The sequence below is a fragment of the Streptomyces sp. NPDC048636 genome, from assembly GCF_040650655.1.
Lineage (GTDB): Bacteria > Actinomycetota > Actinomycetes > Streptomycetales > Streptomycetaceae > Streptomyces.
This window is the reverse complement of the sequence record NZ_JBEZHR010000019.1, coordinates 51,749-76,317: the sequence shown is the minus strand read 5'-3', so window position 1 is coordinate 76,317 and position 24,569 is coordinate 51,749. Positions and strand designations below refer to the sequence as shown.

The 24,569-nt window shown below is 73.7% G+C and carries 19 protein-coding genes; 13 read left to right on the top strand and 6 right to left on the bottom strand.

What is annotated here, in order from left to right; translation table 11 throughout:
* Positions 1 to 137: 137 nt before the first annotated feature.
* A complete protein-coding gene (locus tag AB0C66_RS32960) occupies positions 138 to 638 on the top strand; it encodes a hypothetical protein (protein WP_362447137.1) in 501 nt (166 codons plus the stop codon).
* A 62-nt stretch (positions 639 to 700) separates the two neighbouring features.
* On the opposite strand, the gene AB0C66_RS32955 is transcribed toward AB0C66_RS32960, so the two are convergent.
* Positions 701 to 2,722, bottom strand: a complete 2,022-nt coding sequence (locus tag AB0C66_RS32955; protein ID WP_362447134.1) for a peptidoglycan recognition family protein — start codon at positions 2,720 to 2,722, stop codon at positions 701 to 703.
* A 151-nt stretch (positions 2,723 to 2,873) separates the two neighbouring features.
* A complete protein-coding gene (locus tag AB0C66_RS32950; protein ID WP_362447131.1) occupies positions 2,874 to 3,977 on the bottom strand; it encodes an aminoglycoside phosphotransferase family protein in 1,104 nt (367 codons plus the stop codon).
* A gap of 245 nt (positions 3,978 to 4,222) precedes the next feature.
* On the opposite strand from AB0C66_RS32950, the gene AB0C66_RS32945 reads away from it, so the two are divergent.
* Positions 4,223 to 5,746 (top strand): hypothetical protein, encoded by a 1,524-nt coding sequence (locus AB0C66_RS32945; protein WP_362447129.1) that lies wholly within the window; start codon positions 4,223 to 4,225, stop codon positions 5,744 to 5,746.
* Positions 5,747 to 5,788: 42 nt separating this feature from the next.
* Here AB0C66_RS32945 and AB0C66_RS32940 read toward each other — a convergent pair whose 3' ends face one another.
* Positions 5,789 to 7,303 carry a SpoIIE family protein phosphatase gene (locus AB0C66_RS32940; RefSeq protein ID WP_362447126.1) on the bottom strand — a complete coding sequence of 505 codons (1,515 nt, stop codon included), beginning with the start codon at positions 7,301 to 7,303 and terminating at the stop codon, positions 5,789 to 5,791.
* A 308-nt stretch (positions 7,304 to 7,611) separates the two neighbouring features.
* Here AB0C66_RS32940 and AB0C66_RS32935 point away from each other — a divergent pair, with 308 nt between their 5' ends.
* The 6 genes from AB0C66_RS32935 to AB0C66_RS32910 all read left to right on the top strand — a co-directional run bounded on the left by AB0C66_RS32935 (position 7,612) and on the right by AB0C66_RS32910 (position 17,580).
* A complete protein-coding gene (locus AB0C66_RS32935) occupies positions 7,612 to 9,036 on the top strand; it encodes a HEAT repeat domain-containing protein (RefSeq protein ID WP_362447123.1) in 1,425 nt (474 codons plus the stop codon).
* A gap of 353 nt (positions 9,037 to 9,389) precedes the next feature.
* The gene (locus tag AB0C66_RS32930; protein ID WP_362447119.1) at positions 9,390 to 10,556 is read left to right on the top strand and encodes a glycosyltransferase family 1 protein; all 1,167 of its coding nucleotides are present in this window, start codon (positions 9,390 to 9,392) and stop codon (positions 10,554 to 10,556) included.
* Positions 10,553 to 11,899: a glycosyltransferase gene (locus AB0C66_RS32925; protein WP_362447116.1), complete on the top strand. Its 1,347-nt coding sequence runs from the start codon at positions 10,553 to 10,555 to the stop codon at positions 11,897 to 11,899. The genes AB0C66_RS32930 and AB0C66_RS32925 overlap by 4 nt, the downstream gene beginning before the upstream one ends.
* Before the next feature lie 206 nt (positions 11,900 to 12,105).
* The gene (locus AB0C66_RS32920; protein ID WP_362447113.1) at positions 12,106 to 13,398 is read left to right on the top strand and encodes an SGNH/GDSL hydrolase family protein; all 1,293 of its coding nucleotides are present in this window, start codon (positions 12,106 to 12,108) and stop codon (positions 13,396 to 13,398) included.
* Positions 13,395 to 16,997: a hydantoinase B/oxoprolinase family protein gene (locus AB0C66_RS32915; RefSeq protein WP_362447110.1), complete on the top strand. Its 3,603-nt coding sequence runs from the start codon at positions 13,395 to 13,397 to the stop codon at positions 16,995 to 16,997. Before AB0C66_RS32920 ends, AB0C66_RS32915 begins: the two co-directional genes overlap by 4 nt.
* A gap of 280 nt (positions 16,998 to 17,277) precedes the next feature.
* Positions 17,278 to 17,580: a WhiB family transcriptional regulator gene (locus AB0C66_RS32910; RefSeq protein ID WP_362447107.1), complete on the top strand. Its 303-nt coding sequence runs from the start codon at positions 17,278 to 17,280 to the stop codon at positions 17,578 to 17,580.
* Positions 17,581 to 17,594: 14 nt separating this feature from the next.
* On the opposite strand, the gene AB0C66_RS32905 is transcribed toward AB0C66_RS32910, so the two are convergent.
* Genes AB0C66_RS32905 through AB0C66_RS32895 form a run of 3 tightly spaced genes read right to left on the bottom strand, consistent with a single transcriptional unit; the run spans position 17,595 to position 19,926 of the window.
* Complete coding sequence (locus AB0C66_RS32905; protein ID WP_362447104.1) at positions 17,595 to 18,488, bottom strand: biotin-dependent carboxyltransferase family protein; 894 nt, start codon at positions 18,486 to 18,488, stop codon at positions 17,595 to 17,597.
* Entirely contained in the window at positions 18,485 to 19,150 is a 666-nt protein-coding gene (gene pxpB, locus AB0C66_RS32900; protein ID WP_362447101.1) for a 5-oxoprolinase subunit PxpB, read from the bottom strand. Before pxpB ends, AB0C66_RS32905 begins: the two co-directional genes overlap by 4 nt.
* Entirely contained in the window at positions 19,147 to 19,926 is a 780-nt protein-coding gene (locus AB0C66_RS32895) for a 5-oxoprolinase subunit PxpA (protein WP_362447099.1), read from the bottom strand. Before AB0C66_RS32895 ends, pxpB begins: the two co-directional genes overlap by 4 nt.
* A gap of 267 nt (positions 19,927 to 20,193) precedes the next feature.
* On the opposite strand from AB0C66_RS32895, the gene AB0C66_RS32890 reads away from it, so the two are divergent.
* From AB0C66_RS32890 to AB0C66_RS32870, 5 genes are all read left to right on the top strand, one after another.
* The gene (locus AB0C66_RS32890) at positions 20,194 to 20,910 is read left to right on the top strand and encodes a GntR family transcriptional regulator (protein WP_362447293.1); all 717 of its coding nucleotides are present in this window, start codon (positions 20,194 to 20,196) and stop codon (positions 20,908 to 20,910) included.
* Positions 20,911 to 21,067: 157 nt separating this feature from the next.
* Positions 21,068 to 21,790: a DUF969 domain-containing protein gene (locus AB0C66_RS32885; RefSeq protein WP_362447096.1), complete on the top strand. Its 723-nt coding sequence runs from the start codon at positions 21,068 to 21,070 to the stop codon at positions 21,788 to 21,790.
* Positions 21,787 to 22,755, top strand: a complete 969-nt coding sequence (locus AB0C66_RS32880) for a DUF979 domain-containing protein (RefSeq protein WP_362447093.1) — start codon at positions 21,787 to 21,789, stop codon at positions 22,753 to 22,755. The genes AB0C66_RS32885 and AB0C66_RS32880 overlap by 4 nt, the downstream gene beginning before the upstream one ends.
* A 46-nt stretch (positions 22,756 to 22,801) precedes the next feature.
* Positions 22,802 to 23,446, top strand: a complete 645-nt coding sequence (gene pcp / locus AB0C66_RS32875; RefSeq protein ID WP_362447090.1) for a pyroglutamyl-peptidase I — start codon at positions 22,802 to 22,804, stop codon at positions 23,444 to 23,446.
* A 41-nt stretch (positions 23,447 to 23,487) separates the two neighbouring features.
* Positions 23,488 to 24,531 (top strand): DUF2891 domain-containing protein, encoded by a 1,044-nt coding sequence (locus tag AB0C66_RS32870; protein WP_362447087.1) that lies wholly within the window; start codon positions 23,488 to 23,490, stop codon positions 24,529 to 24,531.
* Positions 24,532 to 24,569 lie beyond the last annotated feature (38 nt).

Below are 24,569 nucleotides of genomic sequence, written 5' to 3'. Positions count from 1 at the left end.
ACCGCGGCGGACCCGCCGTACGGGGCCGTCCGAGGCCGCTGAGCGGCCCCGGAGAGGCGGGTCGGCCGGGTCCCGGCGAGCCCGCTCCGGGCGTTCCCCGGCCGGGGGAACACCGCACGGGCACGTACCATATCCGCATGTCCTTCCTCCGCCGCCGCAGCGCCGCCACGCCCACCGGGCCGGACTTCGATGTCCTCGCCATGGACCCGGGGGACTGGCCCGGCGATCTCGGGGCGGGGCTGCTGCCCGCGCCGGACGGCAGCTGCCAGGGGGTCTTCCTCCGCTACGACCTGTTCGGCGGCCGCGGCCCGGCGATGATCATCGGCAATCTGCCCGAGGGCTCCCCGGCCCGCGAGGTCGCCGAGGGCCAGGTCCCCTTCGAGGTGACCCAGCTGCTCGCCGCCCTCGAGAACGAGGAGCCGGTGCATGTGGTCGACGTCGAGGACAACCCGGTGATGCACGAGGACAACCTGCTCATCGTGCGCCGGATCAAGGTCTCCGAGAGCCGGATCTCCTGCGCCCAGTTCGACCGCGACGACGGTGTGCTGGTCACCATCGCCAGCTGGGACCGGCCCATCACCGACGATCTCTACCGGCTGCTCAAGCCGCTGCCCGCGGAGATGTTCCAGCAGCGCTGAGCGTCAGCGCTCCGGGCGGGGCCCGGACGGGGCGCCGGCGGCGGCTGACGCCCCGTCCTGTCTCACTTCCCCGAGCGGCGGACCGTGACATCGGCGGCGCGGACGAACGCCACCCGGTGCCCGAACTGGATCTGGTAGTAGACGTCCTTGCCGCGCACCACCTTGTGGCCCGCCGGATCGAAGGTGGTCGCCCACAGATACTCCCCCGGTGTCCGCAGCCCCAGGGGGTACGACTGCCCGGCGAGCAGCTTGTACGGCAGCGGGGAGACCGCCTGCACCGGCACCTCCGCCGGATACGCCTCCTGCTCCGGATAGGCCCGGCCGTACACCGGAACCTCCGTGACCCCCGCCTTGGGCGTGACCACCAGACCCTTGCCGTACACCGCGGTGGGCCGCTTGCCGGGGTTGTGGAACCACGCCCGCTGGCCCAGGTACCAGATGGCCGTCCAGTCGCCCTTCCGCCCGGCGACCGCGAACTGCTGGCCGGTCGTGGCACGGGCGCCGGTGTCATTGACACCGGTCGTGGAGTCGGCGCCGTCCGGGCGCAGTCCGATGTCCTTGACCAGCGGTGCGTCATCGCCGGGCGCGGTGTGCAGCCGCACCGCGGAGGAACCGTGCGGCGTGCACGGCTGCCCCGCCTTGTCGCAGTCGGTGTAGACCGGCTGATGGGTGTCGTAGTCCGGGCGGATGGTCACCAGACCGCCCGAGGCGCCCGCGGTGCGCCGGAGGGGCGCGCCGAGCAGGGTGAAGTAGTGCGCCCAGTCCCAGTAGGGGCCCGGATCGGTGTGCATGCCCTTGATGGTGGCGGTGGTGGTGCCCGGGACGTTGTCGTGGCCCAGGATGTGCTGGCGGTCCAGCGGGATGTCGAACCGCCGCGCCAGATAGCGCACCAGCCGGGCCGACGCGCGGTACATCGCCTCCGTGTACCAGGCGTCGGGCGCGGTCAGGAAGCCCTCGTGCTCCAGCCCGATCGACTTGGCGTTGACGTACCAGTTGCCCGCGTGCCAGGCCACGTCCTTGAGCGGCACATGCTGGGCGATATGGCCGTCGGCGGACCGAAGGGTGTACTGCCAGGAGACATAGGTCGGGTCCTGGACCAGTTTGATGGTGGTGTCCCAGGGGCCCTCGGTGTCATGGATGACGATGTAGTCGATGCGCTGGGACTCGGGGCGGTCGCCCAGGTCGTGGTTGCCGTAGTCGTTGTCCCCGAACTGCTCGTAGGGTGCCGGGATCCACTCGCAGGACACGTTCTCGGGGGCCTCGACATGCGGATCGCGCGCGGGTGACGGCAGCCCGAGGGTGCGCAACTGCCGCCGGTCGGGGGCGATATCGGGCCGGGCCGTGAGCACCACCCGCTCACCGTCGCCCGTCGTCCGCGCCGCGCCGGTGCGGATCACCTCGTACACATCGTCGGCGAACACGGCCGCCGCGGTGGCGTTGTCCGCGCCCGGGTAGGCCGCCACCGCCGCGTACCAGTCGGCCGGTTCCTCGCTCAGCGGCAGCCCCAGCCGCTTCTGCTCGGCGGCCAGCAGGGCCGCGCCGCCGCGCACATTGGCGGTGGTATCGCCGCGCAGCTCCGCCGGGGGCAGCCCGGTCAGCTTGGCCGCGCGACTCAACGTCCTCAACCGTGCCGGGAGTTGGCGCGGCTCGGGCACCGTGGTCCGGGGCACCCGCAGTGGCCGGGCCAGGTCACCGCGCGCGTCCTCGGTGCCCTCGCTGTGGTGCGGTGCGCGGGACAGCGCGGTGTGCGCGTCGGTGAGGTGCATCGGACCATAGCCACCGGTGACACTGGGCGCGCCGCCATGGCCGTCCCAGCGCGACTGGAGGTACCCGACGCCCAGCAGCACGCTCAGCGGAACACCGTGCTCGTCGGCCGCCGCCGCGAAGGCGCGCTGAAGGCCGGAACCGCCGTCCGGACCGTCCGGCCGCCGCTGATCGGCACGGGCGGCCGGAGTCGCGGAGACGAGGGGGAGCAGAAAGGCGGCGGACGCCGCGGCACCCGCGGCCCGCACCGTGGTGCGCCGGCTGGGGCCGGACGCCGGTCTGTTCGAGTCGTGGGCGCTGTCCTGTGCGGATCCTGGCATGGCAGCCTCCTCATGGCGGGCCGGGCATGAGCCGGGCCACTCAGAGGTATCCGCTGCCAGGCCATCCGTCAATCAGATGCGCCCAGACGGGTGTTCGCATGTCAGCCGCCTACGGCGCGTCACCGGTCCAGACCGGTGACGCGCCCTTCGGCTACCGCGTACCGACCGCGGCCCGTACCGCTCGGCGGGCCATCGCACAGTCGTCGTGCAGCCGCCGCAGCAGCAGCCGCTGCTCCTCACCAGCCGGGATCGCGCCCGGCACCACGGGGGCGGGGTCGTGCATGGTGCGCTGCACGGCGGTCTCGTACTGGCGGATCTCCCGGGTCAGCACCAGCATCAGATTCACCAGGAAGGAATCGCGCGCGGCCGGACCCGCCGCCTGTGCCAGCTGGCTGATCTGCCGTCGGGCGGCCGGGGCGTCGCCCAGCACCGTCCACAGCGTGGCCAGGTCATAGCCGGGCAAATACCAGCCCGCGTGGTCCCAGTCGAGCAGCACCGCGCCCGAGGGGGACAGCATGACGTTGTTCAACAGGGCGTCACCGTGGCAGAACTGCCCGGGGGCATGGCGCCCGGGGGCGTGCGAGAGACCCAGCAGCAGCTTCTGGAGATCCCCCATGTCCCGGTCGGTCAGCAGCCCCAGCTCGTGGTAGCGCGACAGCCGGGCCGCGTAGTCGAGCGGGGTGTCGAACAGCTCGGCGGGCGGCCGCCATTGGTTGATCCGGCAGATGGCGCTCAGCGCGGCCCGGACATCGGCACGCGGTGGCGGTTCGGTGGGATGGCGCTGGGACGCGGCGATTCGGCCGGGCATCCGCTCGATGACCAGTGCGCAGTTGTCCGGGTCGGCGGCGATCAGCCGGGGCACCCGTACGGGCGGCCGCTGGCGCACGAACGCCCGGTACATCGCTATCTCCCTGCGGAACCGCTCGGCCCACGCCGGGGAGTGGTCCAGCAGGCACTTGGCGACCGCCGTGGCCCGGCCGGTGGTGCCCACCAGGAGCAGGCTCCGTCCGCTGCGCCGCAGCACCTGGACCGGATTGAAGTCCGGACAGATGCGCTGGACCGAGGCGATCGCGGTGCGCAGCTGCGCACCCTGAGGACCGGACACGTCGAGTCTCCCGCGGGGCGGCACTGGGCCGAGGGCGGTGGTCCGCCGGGCCCGTCCGCTGTGGGAGGGATCGAGATACGGCCCAGTGCCGGGCAGCTGCCGCCGGTACGGCCGGGGCGGGGCGGACACGGAGGACGATGCTGCGTACATGGGCGAGACAGATCCCTTCGCGTGCCGACGAATGCGTACGCTCCCGGCCCCGTGACGGGGCCGCACCCTGGGGAATGCGGTCGATTCCGCTCGATCCGCCACCGGGCCGGGTAACGCGCTTCTACATCACACCGGCGCGCGGGTGGCACACCATCTGGCGGACCCTGGCGAACCCTGGCGAATACTCGCACGGCCCGTGACGGGGCCGTTACTGTCGAGCCAGCCGAGGAACCTGGGGGCTTGACGTGACGAGGGAACCCAACACCCGTCTTGCGGACCTGTTCGGCCTGGCCGGCTGGTCCAAGGGAGAGCTCGCGAGGCTCGTGAACCGGCGGGCGGCGGCCATGGGCCATCCGCAGCTGGCGACCGACACCTCGCGGGTGCGGCGTTGGATCGACACCGGCGAGACGCCGCGCGATCCCGTGCCCAAGGTGCTGGCAGCCCTGTTCACCGAGCGTCTCGGTCGTGTCGTGACCATCGAGGACCTCGGGTTCGGACGTGGAGGGCGCGCGGGAAAGGGGCAGTCCGGCGATGGGCTGTGCTGGCCCCCCGAGTCCACGGCCGCGGTCCTCACCGAATTCACGGGAATGGACCTTATGTTCAACCGACGCGGCTTGGTGGGTGCGGGCGCCGCGCTCGCCGCGGGAACCGCCATCACCGGTGCCATGAGCGACTGGCTGCTCTCCGACCCCACCCTCGCCTCCGACGCCCCCCGTACCGACCAGCCCCTGTCCGCCGAACCGGCGGGCTTCGACCGCTATGAAGCCGCCCCCGTGGGCTCCCAGGAGATCGACGCGCTGGAGACCTCGGTGGAGGTCTTCCGTGCCTGGGACGCGGCCCGCGGCGGCGGCCTCCAGCGCAAGGCCGTGGTGGGCCAGCTCAACGAGGTGGGCGGGATGCTCGCCTATCACCACCACCCCGAGCACCTCCAGCGCAGACTGTGGGGGGTGGCGGCCAACCTGGCCGTACTGGCCGGCTGGATGTCCCACGACGTGGGTCTCGAACCCACCGCTCAGAAGTACTTCGTGATGGCCGCGCACGCGGCCCGGGAGGGCGGGGACCGCCCGCGCGCCAGTGAGGCGCTGTCCCGGGCCGCCCGTCAGATGGTGCACATCGGCCGCCCGCAGGACGCCCTGGAGCTGATGCGGCTGGCCAAGTCCGGTGCGGGCGACGAGGCGCTGCCCCGTACCCGTGCCATGTTCTGCACCATCGAGGCATGGGCGCAGGCGTCCATGGGCCACGGCCAGGCCGTCCGCCGCACGCTGGGCGAGGCCGAGGAGCTGTTCGTCTCCGAGCGGGACCGCGGACCGTCCCCGAGCTGGATGCAGCTGTTCAACGAGGCGGATATGCACGGGATGCAGGGGCTGATCTACCGCACCCTCGCCGAGCACGACCCCTCGGTCGCGTCCCTTTCACAGCGCCATGCCAAGGAGGCGCTGCGGATGCGGGAGGGCGGCCGTCAGCGGTCGCAGATCTTCGACCACATCTCCATCGCCTCGGCCTGCTTCATCGGTGACGACCCGGAACAGGGCGGCCGTCATGCGCGGCAGGCGCTGGACACCATCGAGCAGAACTCCTCGCACCGCACCTGGGACCGGCTGTGCGAGATGTACGGGCTCACCGCCCCGTACGCCTCCTCCGGGCCGATCCGGGAGCTGCGGGAGGAGATCAAGCAGGCCGTGCCCAAGGGCACCGCCGCCAAGGGAGCGAAGGGGGCGGGTCCTGGAGTGAAAGGGGTGGGCGGCACGGCCAGGAGCGCGACGGTCTAGCGGCCGTCGCGTCACCGGCCGCACGGGTGGAGGTGCTGATCGCTAGACGCCGACGCCTGCGATCAGCACACAGGCATCGCCCTCACGGCGCTCGTCGCCGAACGCCTCCACCACGGTCCGTACGCAGTCCTGTGCGCCCCGGGCGGCGGCGAACCGCGGTGCGAGGGCGAGCAGCCGCTCGGTGGCGGCCCCGGCGTCCTGGGCGAGTCCGCCGGTGTACATCAGCAACAGGTCTCCGGGCTCGAGCCGTTCCTCGGCCTGGGTGTACGCGGCGCCGGTGGTGGCGCCGAGCAGCACCCCGCCCGGCGGCGTCAGCGCGCGCCCCGTCCCGCCACGGAAGAGCAGCGGGGCGGGGTGTGCGGCCTGCGCCCACACCAGGGTGCGGCTGCGCGGGTCGTACCGGCCGCAGAGGGCACTGCCGAGCGCGGGCTGCGAGGAGACCCCGAGCAGCTGGTTGAGCCGACCCATGAGCGGTCCCGGATCGATCCCGGCGACCGCCATCCCGCGGACGGCGCCGAGCAGCATGGCCATCCCCGACGTCGCCGCGGCGCCATGACCGGTGAGGTCGCCGACGCTCAACAGGGTCTGCCCGTCGGGCAGTTCGAGCGCGTCGTACCAGTCGCCGCCGATCCGCGCGCTGGTCTCGGAGGGGAGGTAGTGCGCGGCCAGGTCAAGACCGGCGTCCCCGGCCACCGCCCCCGGGGCGCCGCTGTCCGGCAGCCGCAGCGAACCGCGCCAGGGCGGCAGTACGGCCTCCTGGAGCTCGACCGCCAGCCGGTGCTCGGTGCGAGCGGCGTACCGCTGGCGCTGGAGCGAGTCCTGGCTCTCGCGCACCGCCCGCTGGCTGCGCCGCAGCTCGCTGACGTCCCGGAGCACGGCCCACATGGACGCGGTGCTGCCGTCGGCGTCGAACACCGGCTCGCCCGCCATATGGAGGGTGCGGAGCGCGCCGTCCGCGCGCATCGCGCGGAACTCCCCGTCGATCGGCTTGCCGTCCACCAGGCAGTCGGTGACCATCCCGGTCAGCATCGGCTGGTCCTCGGGGGAGACCCACGAGGGCAGCTCGTCGAGGGTGAGCCCGCCGTCCTCGGGGGTACGGCCGAAGATCCGGCACAGCTCGTCGGACCAGACCACCTCGTCGGTGAGGAGATTCCACTCGGCGCTGCCGACCCGGCTCAGCAGTGAACCGCGCGCGGGCGGCTGCTCCGCGGCGGGCTCGTCCGCGGCCGGGACGCGGGTGCCGCCCTTTCCGGCCCGGGGCTCGGGCACGGTACGCCCGCCCGGACCGGACGGCTCCGGCTGGTCCACGGGCAGCCCCTCGCGGAGCTGGCCCAGATGCTGGCCGAGGTCGTCCAGATGATGGACGGCGAGATCGCACAGCGCGCGCTGCCAGCGCACCTCCGGATCGTGCCGCCCGTCCATAGGGTCCGCCGTGGTGTCGCGGCGGACGGCGTCGACCCTGCCGCGGAGCCGCTCGGTCTGCGAGATGAGGGCGTCGACCGCGCCGCGGCGGGGCGGCTGGACGGCGGGCTGGTCCGCGGAGCGGGGGGACGGCATGACGTTCTCCGATACGGGCGCGGCGGCCGGTTTCATGGGGCTGGACCGGTTACGACTGTTGCACAGGCTGCGACATCGCGTAACCGGTTTGGCAATACCCGATCCGGTGGTGCTTCTGGCATATGCCAGCGGCTTTCCTGGGACATTTCGCCCGCATGCGCCGGAAGAATCGGTTCCGGTAGGCTGCGGCGCTCGGGAATCCCTACAGTCCGGGCGTCCAGCAGGCATACCGCACCCGGACATCGGCAAGAATGCCGATCGACGGAAATCCCGTTGCCAGCGAACCTCCCGCACCGGATGCTGACCTCATGTTCGATCCAGACATAGCGCCCAGCGGCACCCTGCTCGGCCTCCTTCAGAGGGGCCGCGGCGACGGGACCCTGCACGCCCTCGCGGCGCCGCGGGCCGAGGCGCTCGCGGCACTGCACCACTGCGTGCTGCGCGACCCCCGCCGTGACTGGCAGGTAGAGAACCGCTCCCTCTACTACGCACGGCTCTGTCTCGATCTCGACGCCGAGCTCGACGCGATCGAACAGCACCTCTTCCACCCCGACGACCTGCTCGACACCGATGAGCAGCGCACCGGGCTGGCCCTGGCCGTCCTCGGCCACCTCGCCTCCTACGACCGGCCCGACGCCCTGCGGCTGCTCCGCCGCTACGCCGCGGCCGGGTCCAACTGGGAATGGGCCCTGGACGAGCTGGCCCTGCGCGACGACGACACCGGGCTGCGCGCGCTCGCCCCGGCGGTCCTCGCCCGCTTCCCCGACAGCCCCGAAGGCAACGCCGAACTGGCCACCGCCGTACGCGGCGCCTATGAACCCCGGCCCTGGCGGCTGTGGGCCGACGATCCGCGCTACGGACAGCGGGTGCGCGCCGCGCAGGAGCAGGGCGCCTTCGACCGCTGGCAGCGCCAGCTGCGGCCGGCCGGGCCGCGCCCCGGCTGGAGCGTCCACGACGTACTCCGCTGGGCCCAGCAGGAGCACGACCTGCGGCCGAGCGCCCGTACGCCGGACGCGGCGGCCCGCTGCCTCATCGCCGTCGCCGGTCCCGAGGACCGTCCCGACCTGCTCGCCGCCGCCGCGTCGGCCCCGGACGCGGCCCGCGCGGCCGCCCTGCGGCACCTCGCGGAGACCGGCGACCCCGAGGTGCTGGACCTGGTGGAGCGTGCCGTGACCGAGCCGGACGCCACCGAGCTGGTCTCCCAGGCGGCCCTCTCCGCCTTCGAGCGGATGCGCAGTATCACCGCCCTCGACCGCGCCCGTGTCTGGGCCCACCGCCCCGACGCCCTCGGCGACGCCGCCGCCGCGATGCTCGCCTGCCGCGGCGGCCAGTACGACGCCCCGCTCGTGCTCTCCGCCCTCCGCCGTACGGTCCGCGGCGACGGCCCCGACGCCCAGGCCCTGTGGACCCTCGTCGACGGCGCCGGACGCCTCGCGATCACCTGCGCCGCGCCCGTTCTGCGCCATATCTATCGCGAAACCGCCTCCTCCCACCTCCGCGGCCGCGCCGCCCGCGCCCTCGCCGTCACCGATCCGTCCTTCGCGGCGGGCTTCGCCGTCGAGTGTCTCTGGGACTGCGAGGAGACCACCCGCGAAGTGGCCGCCCACCACGCCGCCACCGCCGACGCCCGCGTCGTGGAGCAACTCCGCCGCCTGGCCGCGGACCCCGCCGAGGAGGCGGACGTCCAGACCGCCGTCCGCAGCCGTATCGGCCCCGACGCGGCGGGCGTCTGACCCACCCGGCGTCTGTCCCGGGCCCTCGCGGCTCCCGTCCGTCGTTGCCGGTGCCGACCGGTCTCCCCGCGCCGAGCGCGACGCCGCCCCACGCGGTCCGGGGCCGCGGCCGACGGCGCCTGCCGCCCGCCGGGCCGAATCCGCGTCCGGGGGCTCGTGAGTCGCCCCGCCCACGGCTGTCCGGGGCGCTCACCGGGCGGGCCGGTCCGGGGCCGGATTCGTCCGGGGATGGCGGGGCGTGACCGGGGTCGTCCACCCCGCCACGGGCCGCGAAGGCCAACGCTCATGGGACGTTCCACGGCGCGAAACGTGCTCGATGCCGGGGCCACCCTTCGTACGCCGACAACACCGGTATGCGAGTCGCCATCGTCACCGAATCCTTCCCGCCCGACATCAACGGCGTCGCCCACTGCACGCTCCAGACCGCCGACCACCTCCACAGGCTCGGTCATGAGCCGCTGGTCATCGCCCCCGCGGGTCCCCCCGGAGGCGCACCCGTCGCCTCCGGGGACGGGCCACCGGAGGACCAGGGGGAGGTCGACCGGTCGCATCCGTATCCCGTCGTCCGCGTCCCCTCGCTCCCGCTGCCCGGCTATCCACAGGTGCGCGTCGCACTCCCCAGCCGTCGCCTCGCCGCCGCGATCACCTCCCACGGCAGCGATCTCGTCCACCTCGCCAGCCCCTTCGTACTGGGGGCGCGCGGGATGACGGCCGCCTTGCGGCTGCGGATACCGGCCGTCGCCGTCTACCAGACCGACCTGGGCGGCTACGCCCGTACCTACCTCGGCGCCGGCGAGAACGCCGCGTGGCGGCGGATCCGCGCCGTGCACACCGCCGCCGACCGGACCCTCGCCCCGTCCACCGCCGCCGCCCGTGACCTCGAGGAGCACGGGGTGCCGCGGGTCCGGCTGTGGCCGCGCGGTGTGGACACCACGCGGTTCCACCCCTCCCGGCGCGACCCCGAACTGCGCCGCGCCCTCGCGCCCGGCGGTGAGCTGATCGTCGGCTACATCGGGCGGCTCGCCCCCGAGAAGAACGTCGACCTGCTGGCCCCGCTCTGCGCCCTCCCCGGCGTCCAGGTGGTCGTGGTCGGGGACGGGCCGAGCGAACCCGCGCTGCGTGCGGCGATGCCGCGGGCCCGCTTCCTCGGCCGCCGCACCGGCGATGAACTGGCCCGCGTCTTCGCGTCGCTGGACGTCTTCGCCCACCCCGGCGCGCAGGAGACGTTCTGCCAGACCGTGCAGGAGGCGCAGGCCAGCGGGGTCGCGGTGATCGCGCCCGCCGCGGGCGGACCGCTCGACCTCGTCCACCACGGACGGACCGGACTGCTGGTGCCGCCCGGCGACTCCGCGCGGCTGCGCGACGCCGTCTCGCTGCTGGCGGTCGACGACCGGCTGCGCGCGTCGCTCGGGCGCACCGCCCGGGACGCGGTCGAGGGCCGTACCTGGGGCGCCATCGTCGACCAACTGGTCGACCACTACGCCGAGGTGCTGATGGCGCGTACGGCGGTGGCGGCATGACCGACGACACCCGGAACCAGTCCCCGAACCGGCCCCGGAGCCAGGCCCCGCTGCGGATCGTCCGGCTCGCCAACTTCGTCACCCCCGCCTCCGGCGGCCTCCGCACCGCGCTGCGCGAGCTCGGCGCGGGCTACCGGGCCGCCGGTCATGAACCGGTGCTGGTGGTGCCGGGGGAGCGGGTCTCCGACGAACAGACCCGCCAGGGACGGGTGATCACCCTCCCCGGACCGTGCGTCCCCGGTACCGGCGGCTATCGCGTCCTCACCGACCGGCGGCGGCTGAGCGCGCTGCTGGAGTCGCTGGCCCCGGACCGGCTGGAGGTCTCCGACCGCACCACCCTGCGCTGGACGGGGGAGTGGGCGCGGCGCGCCCGCGTTCCCGCCGTGATGGTCTCCCACGAGAGCGCGGACGCCGTGCTGCGCACCTGGGGCGTACCGGGGGCGTTCGCCGAGGGGGCTGCCGACCGGCTCAACCGGCGGACCGCACGGGCTTACGCGCGGATCGTCTGTACGACGGAGTGGGCGGCGCGCGAGTTTGTCCGTATCGGCGCGCGGAATGTCGTACGCGCCCCCTTGGGCGTGGACCTCGACCACTTCCACCCCGCGCACCACGACCCCCGGCTGCGCGACCGCCACCGGGGCGACGCCGCGGTGCTGCTCCTGCTGGCCTCGCGGCTCTCACCGGAGAAGCGACCCGGCAGGGCCCTCGACGCCCTCGCCGAACTCCGGCGGCGCGGCGTCCCGGCGGCCCTCGTGGCCGCGGGCGACGGGCCGCTGCGCGGACGGCTGGAGGCCCGCGCCAGGGCGGAGGGGCTTGCGGCGGCCTTCCTCGGCCATGTCGCGGGCCGGACCGAACTCGCCGCGCTCCAGGCGAGCGCGGACGTCGTCCTGGCACCGGGCCCGGCGGAGACCTTCGGCCTGGCGGCGCTCGAGGCGCTGGCGTGCGGCACGCCCGTGGTGGTGAGTGAGCTCTCCGCCCTGCCGGCCATCGTCGGAGCGGCGGGGGTGACGGCGGCCGACAGCGGACCGGCGTTCGCCGACGCGGTGGAACGGATCCTGGACCGCCCGGAACCGCTGCGCCGCGCGACGGCCCGGGCGCGGGCGGAGCGCTACGGCTGGCCCGCCGCGGTCGACTCCTTCCTGGCCGCCCATGACGCACCGTCGGCCGACGGTCCGACGCCCGCGCAGGCGCCCGCGCAGGCGCCCGCGCAGGCGGAGACGGCCGACGTCGCCTCGCGTGACGCGGGTCAGGACCCGGCCGCGTCCCGGCAGGTGAACGGGGTGGTGGCGCACTGCCCCACGGCCAACCACCCCGCCCACCAGCCCATAGGCGGCGCGCGATGACCCCGCCCCGCACCGCCCGACCGCCGGACACCGAAGCCCCACCGTCCGCGACGGCCCCGGTCCTCCCGGGCAGGGTGCCCGGACGGAGCCCGGGACCGGCGCGGCGGGCGCCGCAGCCTCCCACCCGTGGCTCCCGCGCGCTGGATATCGGACCCGTCGCCGTCCCCGCGGGGGGCGACGCCGCCACCGCACCGGCCCAAGGCGTCATGGCCATCTGCCGGGGCGTCACCCGGCAGGTGTCGGCGCCCGCCGTGGTCGGGGTCCCCCCACAGGGGGTTCCGGGCGAGGCGCCGCCCGGGGCGGTGCGGTTCGCCGCGCTCGGGGACTCGCTGACCGAAGGGCTGGGCGATCCCGCCGCCGGGGGCGGATGGCGCGGATGGGCCGCGCTGCTGGCGGAGTCGGCGGGGCCGCGGGGCGGGGCCGAGGTGGAGCTGGTCAATGTGTCCCGCAGTGGCGCGCTGGCCGCCGACGTCGCCGAGGAGCAGCTCACCGCCGCCCGCCGGGCCCGCCCGCATCTGGCGTCCGTCGTGGTCGGTGGCAATGACACGCTGCGCGACTCCTTCGACATCCACCGCGTCGCCCGGGCCCTCGACCGCACGATCGGCGCGCTGCGCGCCGACGGCGCCGTGGTGCTCACCGCCTGTCAGCCCGACCCCGGGCGGATGCTCGGACTGCCGTCCGCGCTGGCCCGTCCGCTGGGGCGGCGGATGCGGGCGGTGAACACCGTGGTGCGCGCGCTGTCCGCACGGTACGAGACGGTCCATGTGGAGCTGGGCGACCACTCCTGGGTCGCCGACCGCGGGGCGTGGAGCGTGGACCGGCTGCATCCCAGCGAGCTCGGCCACCGGCTGCTCGCCAGGGAGTTCCACACCGCGCTCACCACGCGCGGCGTGGCCATGGGCGAGCCGCCGTCGCTCGTACTCGACGGCCCCGCCCCCTCGCCCGCCGCGGCCGCGTGGTGGATGGCGACCCGTGGCACCCGCTGGATCGCGGACCGCTGTACCGATCTGCTGCCCGGACTGCTCGCCCTCGCGGCGCTGGAGTGGCGCCACCGGCTGACGCGCACGGAGCACCTCCTCGACAGCCGGGACGAACAGGCGGCCCGCGCCGCCCTCGCCGCCCTGGACGCCGACCCCGGCCGCTCCGACGGTGACTCCCGCCACCCCGCCGCCGACCCCGGCCACGCTGGCTGCGACTCCCGCCACCCCGCCGCCGACCTCGGCCGCTCCGGCCGTGGCTCCCGTCATCCCGGCGGCGACCCCGGCCGCTCCGATGGTGACTCCCGCCACCCCGGCGCCGACCCCGGCCACCCCGGCTGCGACTCCCGGCACCCCGACAACGACTCCCGTCACCCCGGCGCCGACCCCCGCGACCCCGGCCACTCCGACGGTGACTCCCGTCGTCCCGGCGCCGACTCCCGGCACCCCGGCGAAGGCGCCGCACCGGCGCCCGGCAAAGCCCTGCCCACCCCTCCCCCCGCTGCGACAATGGTGGGATGACGGGTCGCTGGGAGTTCTGGATCGACCGTGGCGGGACCTTCACGGACGTCGTCGGCAAACGCCCCGACGGCCGTCTCGTCACCCGCAAACTCCTGTCCCACCACCCCGAGCGCCGGCAGGACGCCGCCGTCGCCGGAATCCGGCAGACGCTCGGGCTCGCTCCCGGGGAGCCGGTCCCGGCCGACCGGATCGCCGTCGTCAAGATGGGTACGACGGTCGCCACCAACGCCCTGCTGGAGCGCGCGGGTGAGCCGACCGTTCTCGTGGTCACCGAGGGGTTCCGGGACGCGCTGCGGATCGCGTACCAGAACCGGCCGCGGCTGTTCGACCGCCGGATCGTGCTGCCCGAGGCGCTGTACGAGCGGGTGATCGAGGTCCCCGAGCGGGTGGACGCCCATGGCGATGTCGTACGGCCGCTCGATCTCGGCGCCGCCACCGAGGCGCTGCGCGTCGCCCACCGCGACGGATTCCGCGCCGCCGCCGTCGTGTTGATGCACGGCTACCGTCACACCGCGCATGAACAGGCGCTCGCCACCGCCGCCCGGGAGCTGGGCTTCACCCAGATCAGCTGTTCCCACGAGGTCAGCCCGCTGATGAAGCTGGTGTCCCGGGGCGACACCACCGTGGTGGACGCGTATCTCTCGCCGATCCTGCGCCGCTACGTCGAGGACGTGGCCGCCGAACTGCGCGGTATCCGGCTGATGTTCATGCAGTCCAACGGCGGGCTGCGGGAGGCCGCCCACTTCCGCGGCAAGGACGCGGTGCTGTCCGGTCCCGCGGGCGGTGTGGTGGGCATGGCGCGGTCGTCGGAGGAAGCGGGGCACGACCGGGTCATCGGCTTCGACATGGGCGGCACCTCGACCGATGTGTCGCACTACGCGGGCGAGTTCGAGCGCGTCTTCGGCACCGAGGTGGCCGGGGTGCGGATGAGGGCGCCCATGATGAACATCCACACCGTGGCGGCGGGCGGCGGCTCGGTGCTCCACTTCGACGGACGGCGCTACCGGGTGGGCCCGGACTCGGCCGGTGCCGTACCCGGCCCCGCCTGCTACCGCCGCGGCGGCCCGCTGACCGTGACCGACGCCAATGTGATGCTGGGCCGGGTGCAGCCGGACCACTTCCCGGCGGTGTTCGGTCCCCACGCCGACCAGCCGCTGGACGCGGACACCGTCCGCGAGCGGTTCGCCCGGCTCGCCGAGGAGATCGCCGAGGCCACCGGCGACCGGCGCGGCCCGGAGGACGTGGCGGCGGGTTTCCTGGACATCGCGGTCCTCAACATGGCCAACGCGGTCAAGAAGATCTCCGTGCAGCGCGGCCACGATGTCACCCGCTACGCGCTCACCAGCTTCGGCGGCGCGGGCGGCCAGCACGCGTGCGCGGTGGCCGACGCGCTCGGCATCGGCACGGTGATCGTGCCACCGCTCGCCGGTGTGCTCTCCGCGTACGGAATCGGGGTGGCCGACGCCACCGCCATGCGGGAACACGCCGTCGAGACCGAGCTGTCGGAGGAGTCGCTGCCCCGGGTGCGGGAGCTCTGTGCGCGGCTCGCCGAGCGGACCCGCGCCGAACTGCTCGCCGACGGCGTCCCGGAGGAGACCGTGACCACCGAGGCCCGGGTCCATCTGCGCTACGCGGGCACCGACTCCGCCCTCCCCGTCACCCTGGACACCGTTCCCGCGATGGCCGAGGAGTTCATCCGTGCCCACCGCGCCCGCTACGCCTTCACCATGGACCAGCCGCTGGTGGCCGAGGCGGTGTCGGTGGAGGCGGTCGGCGCGGCCGGGCCCACCGGCGGCCACGCGGCGGAACAGCCGTCCCGGGAGGGCGCGGCGGCGCCCGTGGCCACCGTAAGGATGTTCACCGAGGGGAGCTGGCAGCGGACGGCGCTGTACGAACGGGCCAGGATGCGGCCCTCGGACCGGGTCACCGGCCCCGCGGTCATCGCCGAGGACGATGCCACCACCGTGGTCGACCCCGGCTGGCAGGCCGCCGTGGGCGAGCGCGGCCATCTGCTGCTCAGCCGGGTCCGGCCGCGGCCGCGCACGGTGGCGGTGGGCACCGAGGTGGACCCGGTGATGCTGGAGGTGTTCAACAGCCTCTTCATGGCCATCGCCGAGCAGATGGGGCTGCGTCTGGAGAACACCGCCCACTCCGTCAACATCAAGGAGCGGCTCGACTTCTCCTGCGCCCTGTTCGACGCCGAGGGCAGTCTGATCGCCAACGCCCCCCATATCCCCGTCCATCTGGGCTCCATGGGCGAGTCCATCAAGGAGGTGCTGCGCCGCAACGGGGACGCGATGCGGCCGGGCGATGTGTACGCCATCAACGACCCGTACCACGGCGGCACCCATCTGCCGGATGTCACCGTGGTCACCCCGGTCTTCGACGACGCGGGCACCGACCTGCTCTTCCTCGTCGCCTCACGCGGCCACCACGCCGAGATCGGCGGGATCACCCCCGGCTCGATGCCCGCGTTCAGCCATGTCATCGAGGAGGAGGGCGTGCTCTTCGACAACTGGCTGCTGGTGCGCGACGGGGTGCTGCGCGAGGCGGAGACCCGTGAGCTGCTGACCGCGGGGCGCTATCCGTCGCGCGCCCCGGACGCCAACCTCGCCGATCTGCGCGCCCAGATCGCCGCCAACGAGAAGGGCATCCAGGAACTGCGCCGGATGATCGGCCAGTTCGGCCTGGAGGTGGTGCACGCCTATATGGGCCACGTCCAGGGCAACGCGGAGGAGTCCGTCCGCCGGGTCGTCTCCGCGCTCGGCGACGGTGCGTACCGCTATGAGACGGACGGCGGCGCCGTCATCCAGGTCACCGTGACCGTGGACCGCGCGGCAAGGGGCGCCGTCCTGGACTTCACCGGCACCTCACCGCAGCGGCCGGGCAACGACAACGCGCCCAGCTCGGTGGTGATGGCCGCGGTGCTCTATGTCTTCCGGACCCTGGTGGCCGAGGACATCCCGCTCAACAGCGGCTGTCTCACCCCCCTCGACGTACGGATCCCGGAGGGCTGCATGCTGGCGCCGGTCCATCCGGCCGCCACCGTCGCGGGCAATGTGGAGACCTCGCAGGCCGTCACCGGAGCGCTCTACGCGGCCCTCGGGGCGCAGGCCGAGGGCTCGGGCACGATGAACAACGTGACGTTCGGCGACGACCGGGTGCAGTACTACGAGACCGTCGCCAGCGGCTCGGGCGCGGGCGACGGCTTCGACGGCGCGGACGCGGTGCAGACCCATATGACCAACTCCCGGCTGACCGACCCCGAAGTGCTGGAGTGGCGCTATCCGGTGCGGGTGGAGAGCTTCGGGATCCGGACCGGCAGCGGCGGCCGCGGCCGGTGGCACGGCGGCGACGGCGTCATCCGCCGCCTCCGTTTCCTGGCGCCCATGACCGTCGCCCTGCTCACCGGCCACCGCCGGGTGCCGCCGTACGGGATGGCGGGGGGCGCACCGGGCGGGCTCGGCGCGAACCTGATCGAGCGCGCGGACGGCACCCTCGAACACCTCGACGGCCGGGACACGGCGGAGGTCATGCCCGGCGACATCCTGGCGGTCCGCACCCCGGGCGGCGGCGGATACGGCCCCCCGGCGGACTGACACCCTCCGCGCGCTCGCAGAATTGCCCGAAGAACCCGGCGACCGGGGGGTTGCGGGAGCGGGCGCCGTGAGTAGGTTGATTCCCCCGTTGTGACGTATGGCGCGTTCAAGACCGTTTGCGGTGGCGGCCATCGGAAACCCGACTCGTATCGACCCCGCCCGGACGCGCCACGCGTGACCGGAGGGCGCCCGCCCCGCGGAGAGTGCGCGGCGAGCCGAGGGCGGGTCGCCGTAACGGAAATTCGGACGCATAAGACCGCAGATATGGAAAGGGGCAGCCATGGCGTGGTGGCAGAACGCCGCATGTACGGACGAGGACCCCGAACTCTTCTTCCCGGTGGGGATCGCGGGACCCGCCGCCCAGCAGCAGGAGGCCCGGGCCAAACAGATCTGCGAACGCTGCCCGGTGGCCCAGGCGTGCCTGGAGTACGCGCTGGAGACCGGGATGACCCACGGAGTGTGGGGAGGCACGGGTGAGGAGGAGCGCCGGGCGCTGCGCCGCCGGGGACAGCGCCGGGCCAGGAAGGACGCCGACCGGGAACGGGCCGTGGCACACGCCGGTGGCCGCCGCGCCGCCCGCTGAGCGGCCGCGGCGGGCTACGCCGGTGCCGGTCGGCCCCAGGAGACCCGGCCCAGCGGGGTGAACCGCACCGGGGTGCCCGGCACCGCCTGGGCCGCGGCGGCGAGCCACCGCTCCGGGACGACGCCCACCACCGGGTAGCCGCCGGTCGTCGGGTGGTCGGCGAGGAAGAGCACCGGACGGCCGTCGGGCGGCACCTGGAGGGCGCCGAGCGCCATGCCCTCACTGGGCAGTTCACCCTCCCGCGCCCGCTCCAGGCCGGGGCCCTCGGTCCGCAGCCCGATCCGGTTGCTGGCGGCCGAGACGCGGAAGGCACCGGTGGCCAGGGTGTGCAGCCCGGCTTCGGTGAACCAGTCGTCGCGCGGACCGAGCATCACCGGGAGCACCAGCTCCCGTGGCACACCCCGGTGGGGGACCACCTCCACGGCGGGCGGCGCGCTTCCGGCGGGCCCGAGTCCGAGCACCGCACCGTCCGCGAGCGGAGCCGGACCGAGTCCGGAGAGCACATCGGTGGCGCGGCTGCCGAGCACCGGTTCGGCCCCGATCCCGCCGTCGAACGCCAGATAGCTGCGTACGCCGTGGGTGGCGGCCCCGAGCTCCAGCAGCGCACCGGCCGGTACGCGTACGGCCGCGCCCCATGCTGCCGGGCGGCCGTCGACCGTGACGGGACAGGGCGCGCCGGTGACGGCCACGGTCGCCGCCCGGCGCGGCCGCACCGCACAGCCGGTCAGTGTGGTCTCCAGGGTGGCCGCCTCGTCGGCGTTCCCCACCAGGCGGTTGGCGAGCCGGTGGGCGGGCTGGTCGAGGGCGCCGGAGCGGACCACGCCGAGGTGGGCGTGGCCGGTCCGGCCCAGGTCCTGGACGGTGGTCAGGGCGCCCGCCCGTTCGACCGCGAAGGCGCTGTCGGTCATGTCCCGTCCCCTTCGCCCTCGGTCGGCCCTTCCTGGACATAGGACTCAGAAGGGGTGAACCGGACGCGGGTACCGGGGGTGAGCAGCGCCGCCGGTTCGCGCGCGGCGTCCCACAGCACGGTGTCGGTGGTGCCGATGAGCTGCCAGCCGCCGGGGGAGGAGCGCGGATAGACACCGGTGTAGGGGCCCGCGAGCGCGACCGAGCCCACCGGGACCTTGGTCCGCGGGGTGGCGCGGCGCGGCACCGCGAACCGCTCGGGCAGTCCGGTCAGATAGCCGAAGCCCGGTGCGAATCCGCAGAAGGCCACGCGGAACTCGGTGCCGCTGTGGATGCGTACGGCCTCCTCCGGGGTGACGCCCCAGAGGTCCGCGACCTCGGCGAGGTCGGGTCCGTCGTAGCGCACCGGGAGCTCGACGGTGGTGCCCGCGCCACGGGCGAGGGGCGGTATCTCCCAGCCGGGCAGTTCCGCGGCCAGTCGGCCGGGCTCCTCGAGGCCGTCGAGGTACACGGTGCGGGCGGCGGGCACGATCTCGCGCACCGCGGGCAGCCGTCCGTCGGCCGCCCGGCGCAGCAGCTCGGCGTGGAGCGCCTCGGCCTCGTCGCCGCTGCCGAGCTCGACGAGCAGTCCGTGATCGCCGACGGGCAGGCTCCGCAGCGTCATGTGAACGCCGCCACGCGCACACCCGCGGCGGTCAGCTCGCTCCGTACCCGGCGGGCGAGGTCGGCGGCGCCGGGGGTGTCGCCGTGGAGGCACAGGGAGCGCACCGCCACCTCGATCCGCTGTCCGTCCACGGAGGTGACCGCGTGGTCGCGGGCGAAGCCCAGGGCGCGCTTGACCACGGTGTCGGGGTCGGAGACGACCGAGCCGGGCTCGGTCCGCGGCACCAGGGTGCCCGCCGCGGTGTAGGCGCGGTCGGCGAAGGCCTCGGCGACCACCGGCAGTCCGGCCGCGAGGGCCGCCTCATGGAGCCGTGAACCGGGCAGGCCGAGCACCGGCAGCGGACCCTCCGCCGCGAGCCGTACGCCCTCGACGACGGCGGCGGCCTGCGCCGTGTCGTGCACACTGCGGTTGTAGAGGGCGCCATGCGGTTTGACGTAGGACACCCGCGATCCCGCCGCGCGCGCGAAGATCTCCAACGCGCCGATCTGGTAGGCGATCTCATCGGCCAGCTCGCGCGCGGGGACGTCCATGGCGCGCCGCCCGAAACCGGCCAGGTCCCGGTAGGAGACCTGGGCGCCGATGCGGACCCCTCGCTCGGCGGCCAGCTCGCATACCCGGCGCATGATCGACGGGTCGCCCGCGTGGAAGCCGCACGCGACATTGGCACTGCTGACGACGGACAGCAGGGCGTCGTCATCGGTGAGCTGCCAGTGGCCGAAGCCCTCGCCGAGGTCGGCGTTGAGATCGATCGACGGGTTCGCCAAGGGTACGGTCATTTCCGTCCGTTCGGGCGTGCGGAGGGCGTACGGATACGGGGACGTACGCGGGGCCGATGTGGTTGAGCGCCAAGGTAGGCGATCGTTGAACGATCCGACAAGAGTGTTGTTGTCCCGTCCTCGTTTCTGGGCTTGACTTCTCGCCATACGGAATGCGTGAAGCCGTGAATGGGAGCGAAAGTGGCAAATGGGGAGAACGGGTCCAATGCGGCGGAGGCCGCGGCGGGCGCGGAAGGCGCGGAGGAACGTCTCGCACAGGCGGCGGAGGTGGCGGGAAGCCCGGTACTCCCGGGTGGCCCGGGGGGCTCCGGACTGGAGGCCGACCGGGCGCTGCTGGGCCGCACCAGCACCGCGGAGCGGGTCGCCGACATCCTCCGCGACCGCATCGCCGAGGGCTTCTTCCCGCCCGGCACCCGGCTCTCCGAGGACAGCGTCAAGGGCGCCCTCGGCGTCTCCCGCAACACCCTGCGCGAGGCGTTCCGGCTGCTCACCCATGAGCGGCTGCTGGTCCATGAGCTCAACCGCGGGGTGTTCGTGCGCGTGGTGACCGTGGACGACCTCAATGATCTCTACCGGCTGCGCAGACTGGTCGAATGCGCCACCCTGCGCGGCCTGGGGGACCCGCCCTATCCGCTGGACGCCGTCGAGGCGGCGGTGGCGGCGGGTGAGCGCGCCGTGCACGAGCGGTCCTGGCAGGACCTGTCGACCGCCAATATCCGCTTCCACCAGGCGATCGTCGGCCTCGCCGCGAGCCCCCGCACCGACGAGCTGATGCGCGCCGTCCTGGCCGAGCTGCGGCTGGTCTTCCACGTCATGGCCGACCCCCGCCGCTTCCACGCCCCCTACCTGGTCCGCAACCGGCAGATTCTCGAGGTGCTCCAGACCGGGGACGCGGCCGAGGCGGAGCGGCTGCTCGCCTCGTATCTGGACGACTCCCAGCGGCAGTTGGTCGAGGCCTACGCCCAGAAGGTGTCCCGCGGCTGAGGGATCCGGCGCGATAAACGATCAAGCGGAACGAGAACAAGTCGGTTTCAGGCTCTTGTCGGATCGTTGAACGAACATCTAGCCTCCGGTGCGTTCTCCTCTTGACGTCGTGCTCCCCCACGGCGCCGGGAGGTCCTGCGCGCGGAAGGCGGGACGCATGATCGTTCTCCTTGGCGTTCTCGTGGTGATCCTCGGATTCGCCACACGACGCAATCCCCTGCTGGTGGTCGGGGTCGCCGGTATCGCCACCGGGCTGCTGGGCAAGCTCTCGCCCCAGGAGGTCCTCGCGGCCTTCGGCGACGGCTTCGCCTCCAGCCGCTCGGTGACGATCTTCGTCATCACCCTCCCGGTCATCGGCCTCCTGGAGCGCCACGGGCTCCAGGAACAGGCCCGGACCCTCATCGGCAAGCTGGCCAAGCTCACCACCGGCCGGTTCCTCGCGCTCTACCTGGCACTGCGCCAGCTGACCGCGGCCTTCGGCCTCACCAGCGTCGGCGGCCCGGCCCAGAGCGTGCGCCCCATGGTCGCGCCGATGGCCGAAGGGGCCGCCGAGCGGCGCTACGGTCCGCTGCCGGAGAAGGTGCGCGAGCGGATCCGCTCCTACTCCGCCAGCTCCGACACGGTCGGGCTGTTCTTCGGCGAGGACTGCTTCCTGGCGATCGGCTCGATCCTGCTGATCACCGGCTTCGTCAACTCCACCTACCACACCCACCTGGAACCGTTGCAGCTCGCGCTGTGGGCCATCCCCACCGCCGTCTGCGCCTTCCTCATCCACGGCTTCCGGCTGCTTCGCCTGGACCGCTCGCTGGAGAGCCAGTTCGCCGCCTCGGGCGGACCGTCCGCTGCCGAGGGCAGCCGCACCGTGGAGGAGGCCAAGTGATCAAGGCCGAGTGGTTCTTCTGGCTCGTCGGCGCCGTCTTCCTCGCGATGGCCGCGCAGATGGCCTTCGACCGCAGCAACCCCAAGCGCCACGGCTCCGCCGCCTTCTGGGGACTGCTGGGTGCCTGCTTCTTCTACAGCTCCTGGGTGACCGAGAAGAAGGCTCCCGCCGAGCCGCTGGGCGTCGCCGTGCTCGTCATGGTCTGCCTGGCCGGTTTCGATCTCACCGGCCGCGGGGTGCCGCGGACCACCACCCCCGAACAGCGCGTCGCCTCCGCCGCCCGGCTCGGCAACCGGCTGTTCATCCCCGCACTCACCATTCCGCTGGTCGCCGTCATCTGTGCCTCGGCCGTCAAGCACTGGCACATCGGCGGCACCCCGGTGCTCGAGACCGGCAGCGAGACCATCCTCGGCCTGGGCTTCGGCGCCATCGCGGGGCTGCTGGTGGCGATGGTCGTGGTCCGCGAGCGCAGCGCCACCGTGCCGCTGCACGCCGGACGGTCGCTGCTGGAGTCCATGGGCTGGGCGCTGCTGCTGCCCCAGCTGCTCGCCGTACTCGGTTCCATCTTCCAGGTGGCCGGGGTCGGCGACCAGGTCGGCAAGATCACCGAACAGCTGCTGCCGGACGGCCAGAAGTACGTCGCCGTGGCCGTCTACTGCATCGGCATGGCCCTGTTCACCGTCATCATGGGCAACGCCTTCGCCGCCTTCCCGGTGATGACGGCCGCCATCGGCTGGCCCGTGCTCATCCAGCAGATGCACGGGGACGCGCCCGTGGTGCTCGCCGTCGGCATGCTCGCGGGCTTCTGCGGAACGCTGGTGACCCCCATGGCGGCCAACTTCAACCTGGTGCCCGCCGCGCTGCTGGAGCTCAAGGACCAGTACGGGCCCATCAAGGCGCAGATACCCACCGCCGGGGCGCTGCTGGTCTGCAATATCGCGATCATCTCGCTCTTCGCCTTCTGAGGCCCCGAATCTCCGCCTTCCGAGGCCCCGAACCAGGGAGTACGTCATGACCCGGGTGCTGCTCACCGGTTTCGAACCCTTCGGGGGCGAGGAGACCAATCCTTCGTGGGAGGCCGTCTCCCTCGTCGCGGCCGCCCCGCCGCCCGGTCTCGATCTCACGCCGGTGCGGCTGAGCTGTGTCTTCGGCACCGCGCTCGAGGAGTTGGCCGCCGCGGTGGAGGCGGCCGATCCCGCTCTTGTGCTGTGCGTCGGACAGGCGGGCGGCCGCTCCCAGGTCACCGTCGAACGGGTCGCGGTCAACGTGGACGACGCCCGGATACCCGACAACGCCGGACAGCGGCCGATCGACGAACCGGTCGTACCGGGCGGCCCCACCGCCTATCTCGCACCGCTGCCGGTGAAGGCGTGTGTCGCCGCCGTCCGTGCCGCCGGGATCCCGGCGGCCGTGTCGCAGACCGCGGGCACCTTCGTGTGCAACCACGTCTTCTACGGGCTCGCGCATCTGATCGCCACCCGGCGGCCGACGACGCGGGGCGGCTTCGTCCACCTCCCGTGCGCGCCCGAACAGGTCGTGGACCGGGACCAGCCGTCGCTGCCCGTCGCCACGGCCGCCGAGGCGCTGCGCGCGATCCTCACCGCGGCCGTGCACACCGGGACGGATCTGCGGATCGCCGAAGGAGCCACCCATTGACCGTGGAACCCCCGGAGACAGATAGGGGTATATCGGGTGAATTGCGGCAGCATGCCGAGCGGTTCGCCGCCGTCGCGATCGCCAACGTCACCCGTGCCTACCCCAACGCGCCCGCGCATCTGCTGCGCGGCCCCGAGGACCTGGTGCCGCCGCACCGCCACCACCCCGCCTTCTACGGCTCCTACGACTGGCACTCCGCGGTCCATATGCACTGGCTGCTGGTCCGGCTGCTGCGCCGCTGCCCCGACCGCGTCCCCACCGCCGCGCTCACCGAGGTACTGGACCGCCATCTCACCCACGGGGCGCTCCTCGCCGAGGCGGACTATCTGCGCGCCAACCCGTCCTTCGAACGCCCCTACGGCTGGGCCTGGCTGCTCGCCCTGACGGCCGAGTGCCGCGCCCTCGGCGGCGCGGCGGGCGCACGCTGGGCGGACGCCCTGGAACCGGCCGTCGGCGCGGTCGAGGAGCTGCTGCGCGAATGGCTGGCACGGGCCACCTATCCGGTCCGCCACGGCACCCACGCCAACAGCGCCTTCGCCCTCGGCCTCGTTCTCGACAGCGCGTCCGCCGCGGGCCGCCCCGCGCTGGCGGAGCCCGTCGCCGAGGCCGTCCTCGGCTGGTTCGCCGACGACCATGACGCGCCCGTCCACTGGGAACCCTCCGGCCAGGACTTCCTCTCCCCGGCGCTCACCGAGGCGGAGGCGGTCCGCCGGGTGGTTCCGCGCGAGGAGTTCGGGCCCTGGCTGACACGTTTCCTGCCCGGTCTCGAACCGGCCCCCGCACGCGGGCCCGGCCGCCGTGTACCCGCCGCCCCGCTCACCCCGCCCGTCGTCTCCGACCCCGCCGACCCGCAGATCGGCCATCTCATCGGGCTCTCCCTCAGCCGGGCCGCGGCGCTGCGCGGGCTGTCGGCCGCCCTGCCGAACGGTGACGCGCGGATACCGGTGCTGACGGGCGCCGCCCGCGACCACCTCGCCACCGGGCTTCCGTACACCGCCTCCGGCGACTTCACCGGTGACCACTGGCTCGCCACCTTCGCGGCGCTCGCCCTGGACGGACCACCCGGTCATGGGGCCGTAGACTGACGGGCCGTGCCGTTTCGTCCGTTGTCGGTGCGACGGCC

Coding starts and splice junctions, on each gene's coding strand:
- AB0C66_RS32920 (WP_362447113.1), top strand. CDS start 12,106: ATGGCCATCTGCCGGGGCGTCACCCGGCAGGTGTCGGCGCCCGCCGTG.
- AB0C66_RS32905 (WP_362447104.1), bottom strand. CDS start 18,488: ATGACCGACAGCGCCTTCGCGGTCGAACGGGCGGGCGCCCTGACCACC.
- AB0C66_RS32940 (WP_362447126.1), bottom strand. CDS start 7,303: ATGCCGTCCCCCCGCTCCGCGGACCAGCCCGCCGTCCAGCCGCCCCGC.
- AB0C66_RS32955 (WP_362447134.1), bottom strand. CDS start 2,722: ATGCCAGGATCCGCACAGGACAGCGCCCACGACTCGAACAGACCGGCG.
- pcp (WP_362447090.1), top strand. CDS start 22,802: ATGACCCGGGTGCTGCTCACCGGTTTCGAACCCTTCGGGGGCGAGGAG.
- AB0C66_RS32960 (WP_362447137.1), top strand. CDS start 138: ATGTCCTTCCTCCGCCGCCGCAGCGCCGCCACGCCCACCGGGCCGGAC.
- AB0C66_RS32930 (WP_362447119.1), top strand. CDS start 9,390: ATGCGAGTCGCCATCGTCACCGAATCCTTCCCGCCCGACATCAACGGC.
- AB0C66_RS32925 (WP_362447116.1), top strand. CDS start 10,553: ATGACCGACGACACCCGGAACCAGTCCCCGAACCGGCCCCGGAGCCAG.
- AB0C66_RS32910 (WP_362447107.1), top strand. CDS start 17,278: ATGGCGTGGTGGCAGAACGCCGCATGTACGGACGAGGACCCCGAACTC.
- AB0C66_RS32950 (WP_362447131.1), bottom strand. CDS start 3,977: ATGTACGCAGCATCGTCCTCCGTGTCCGCCCCGCCCCGGCCGTACCGG.
- AB0C66_RS32915 (WP_362447110.1), top strand. CDS start 13,395: ATGACGGGTCGCTGGGAGTTCTGGATCGACCGTGGCGGGACCTTCACG.
- AB0C66_RS32935 (WP_362447123.1), top strand. CDS start 7,612: ATGTTCGATCCAGACATAGCGCCCAGCGGCACCCTGCTCGGCCTCCTT.
- AB0C66_RS32885 (WP_362447096.1), top strand. CDS start 21,068: ATGATCGTTCTCCTTGGCGTTCTCGTGGTGATCCTCGGATTCGCCACA.
- AB0C66_RS32895 (WP_362447099.1), bottom strand. CDS start 19,926: ATGACCGTACCCTTGGCGAACCCGTCGATCGATCTCAACGCCGACCTC.
- pxpB (WP_362447101.1), bottom strand. CDS start 19,150: ATGACGCTGCGGAGCCTGCCCGTCGGCGATCACGGACTGCTCGTCGAG.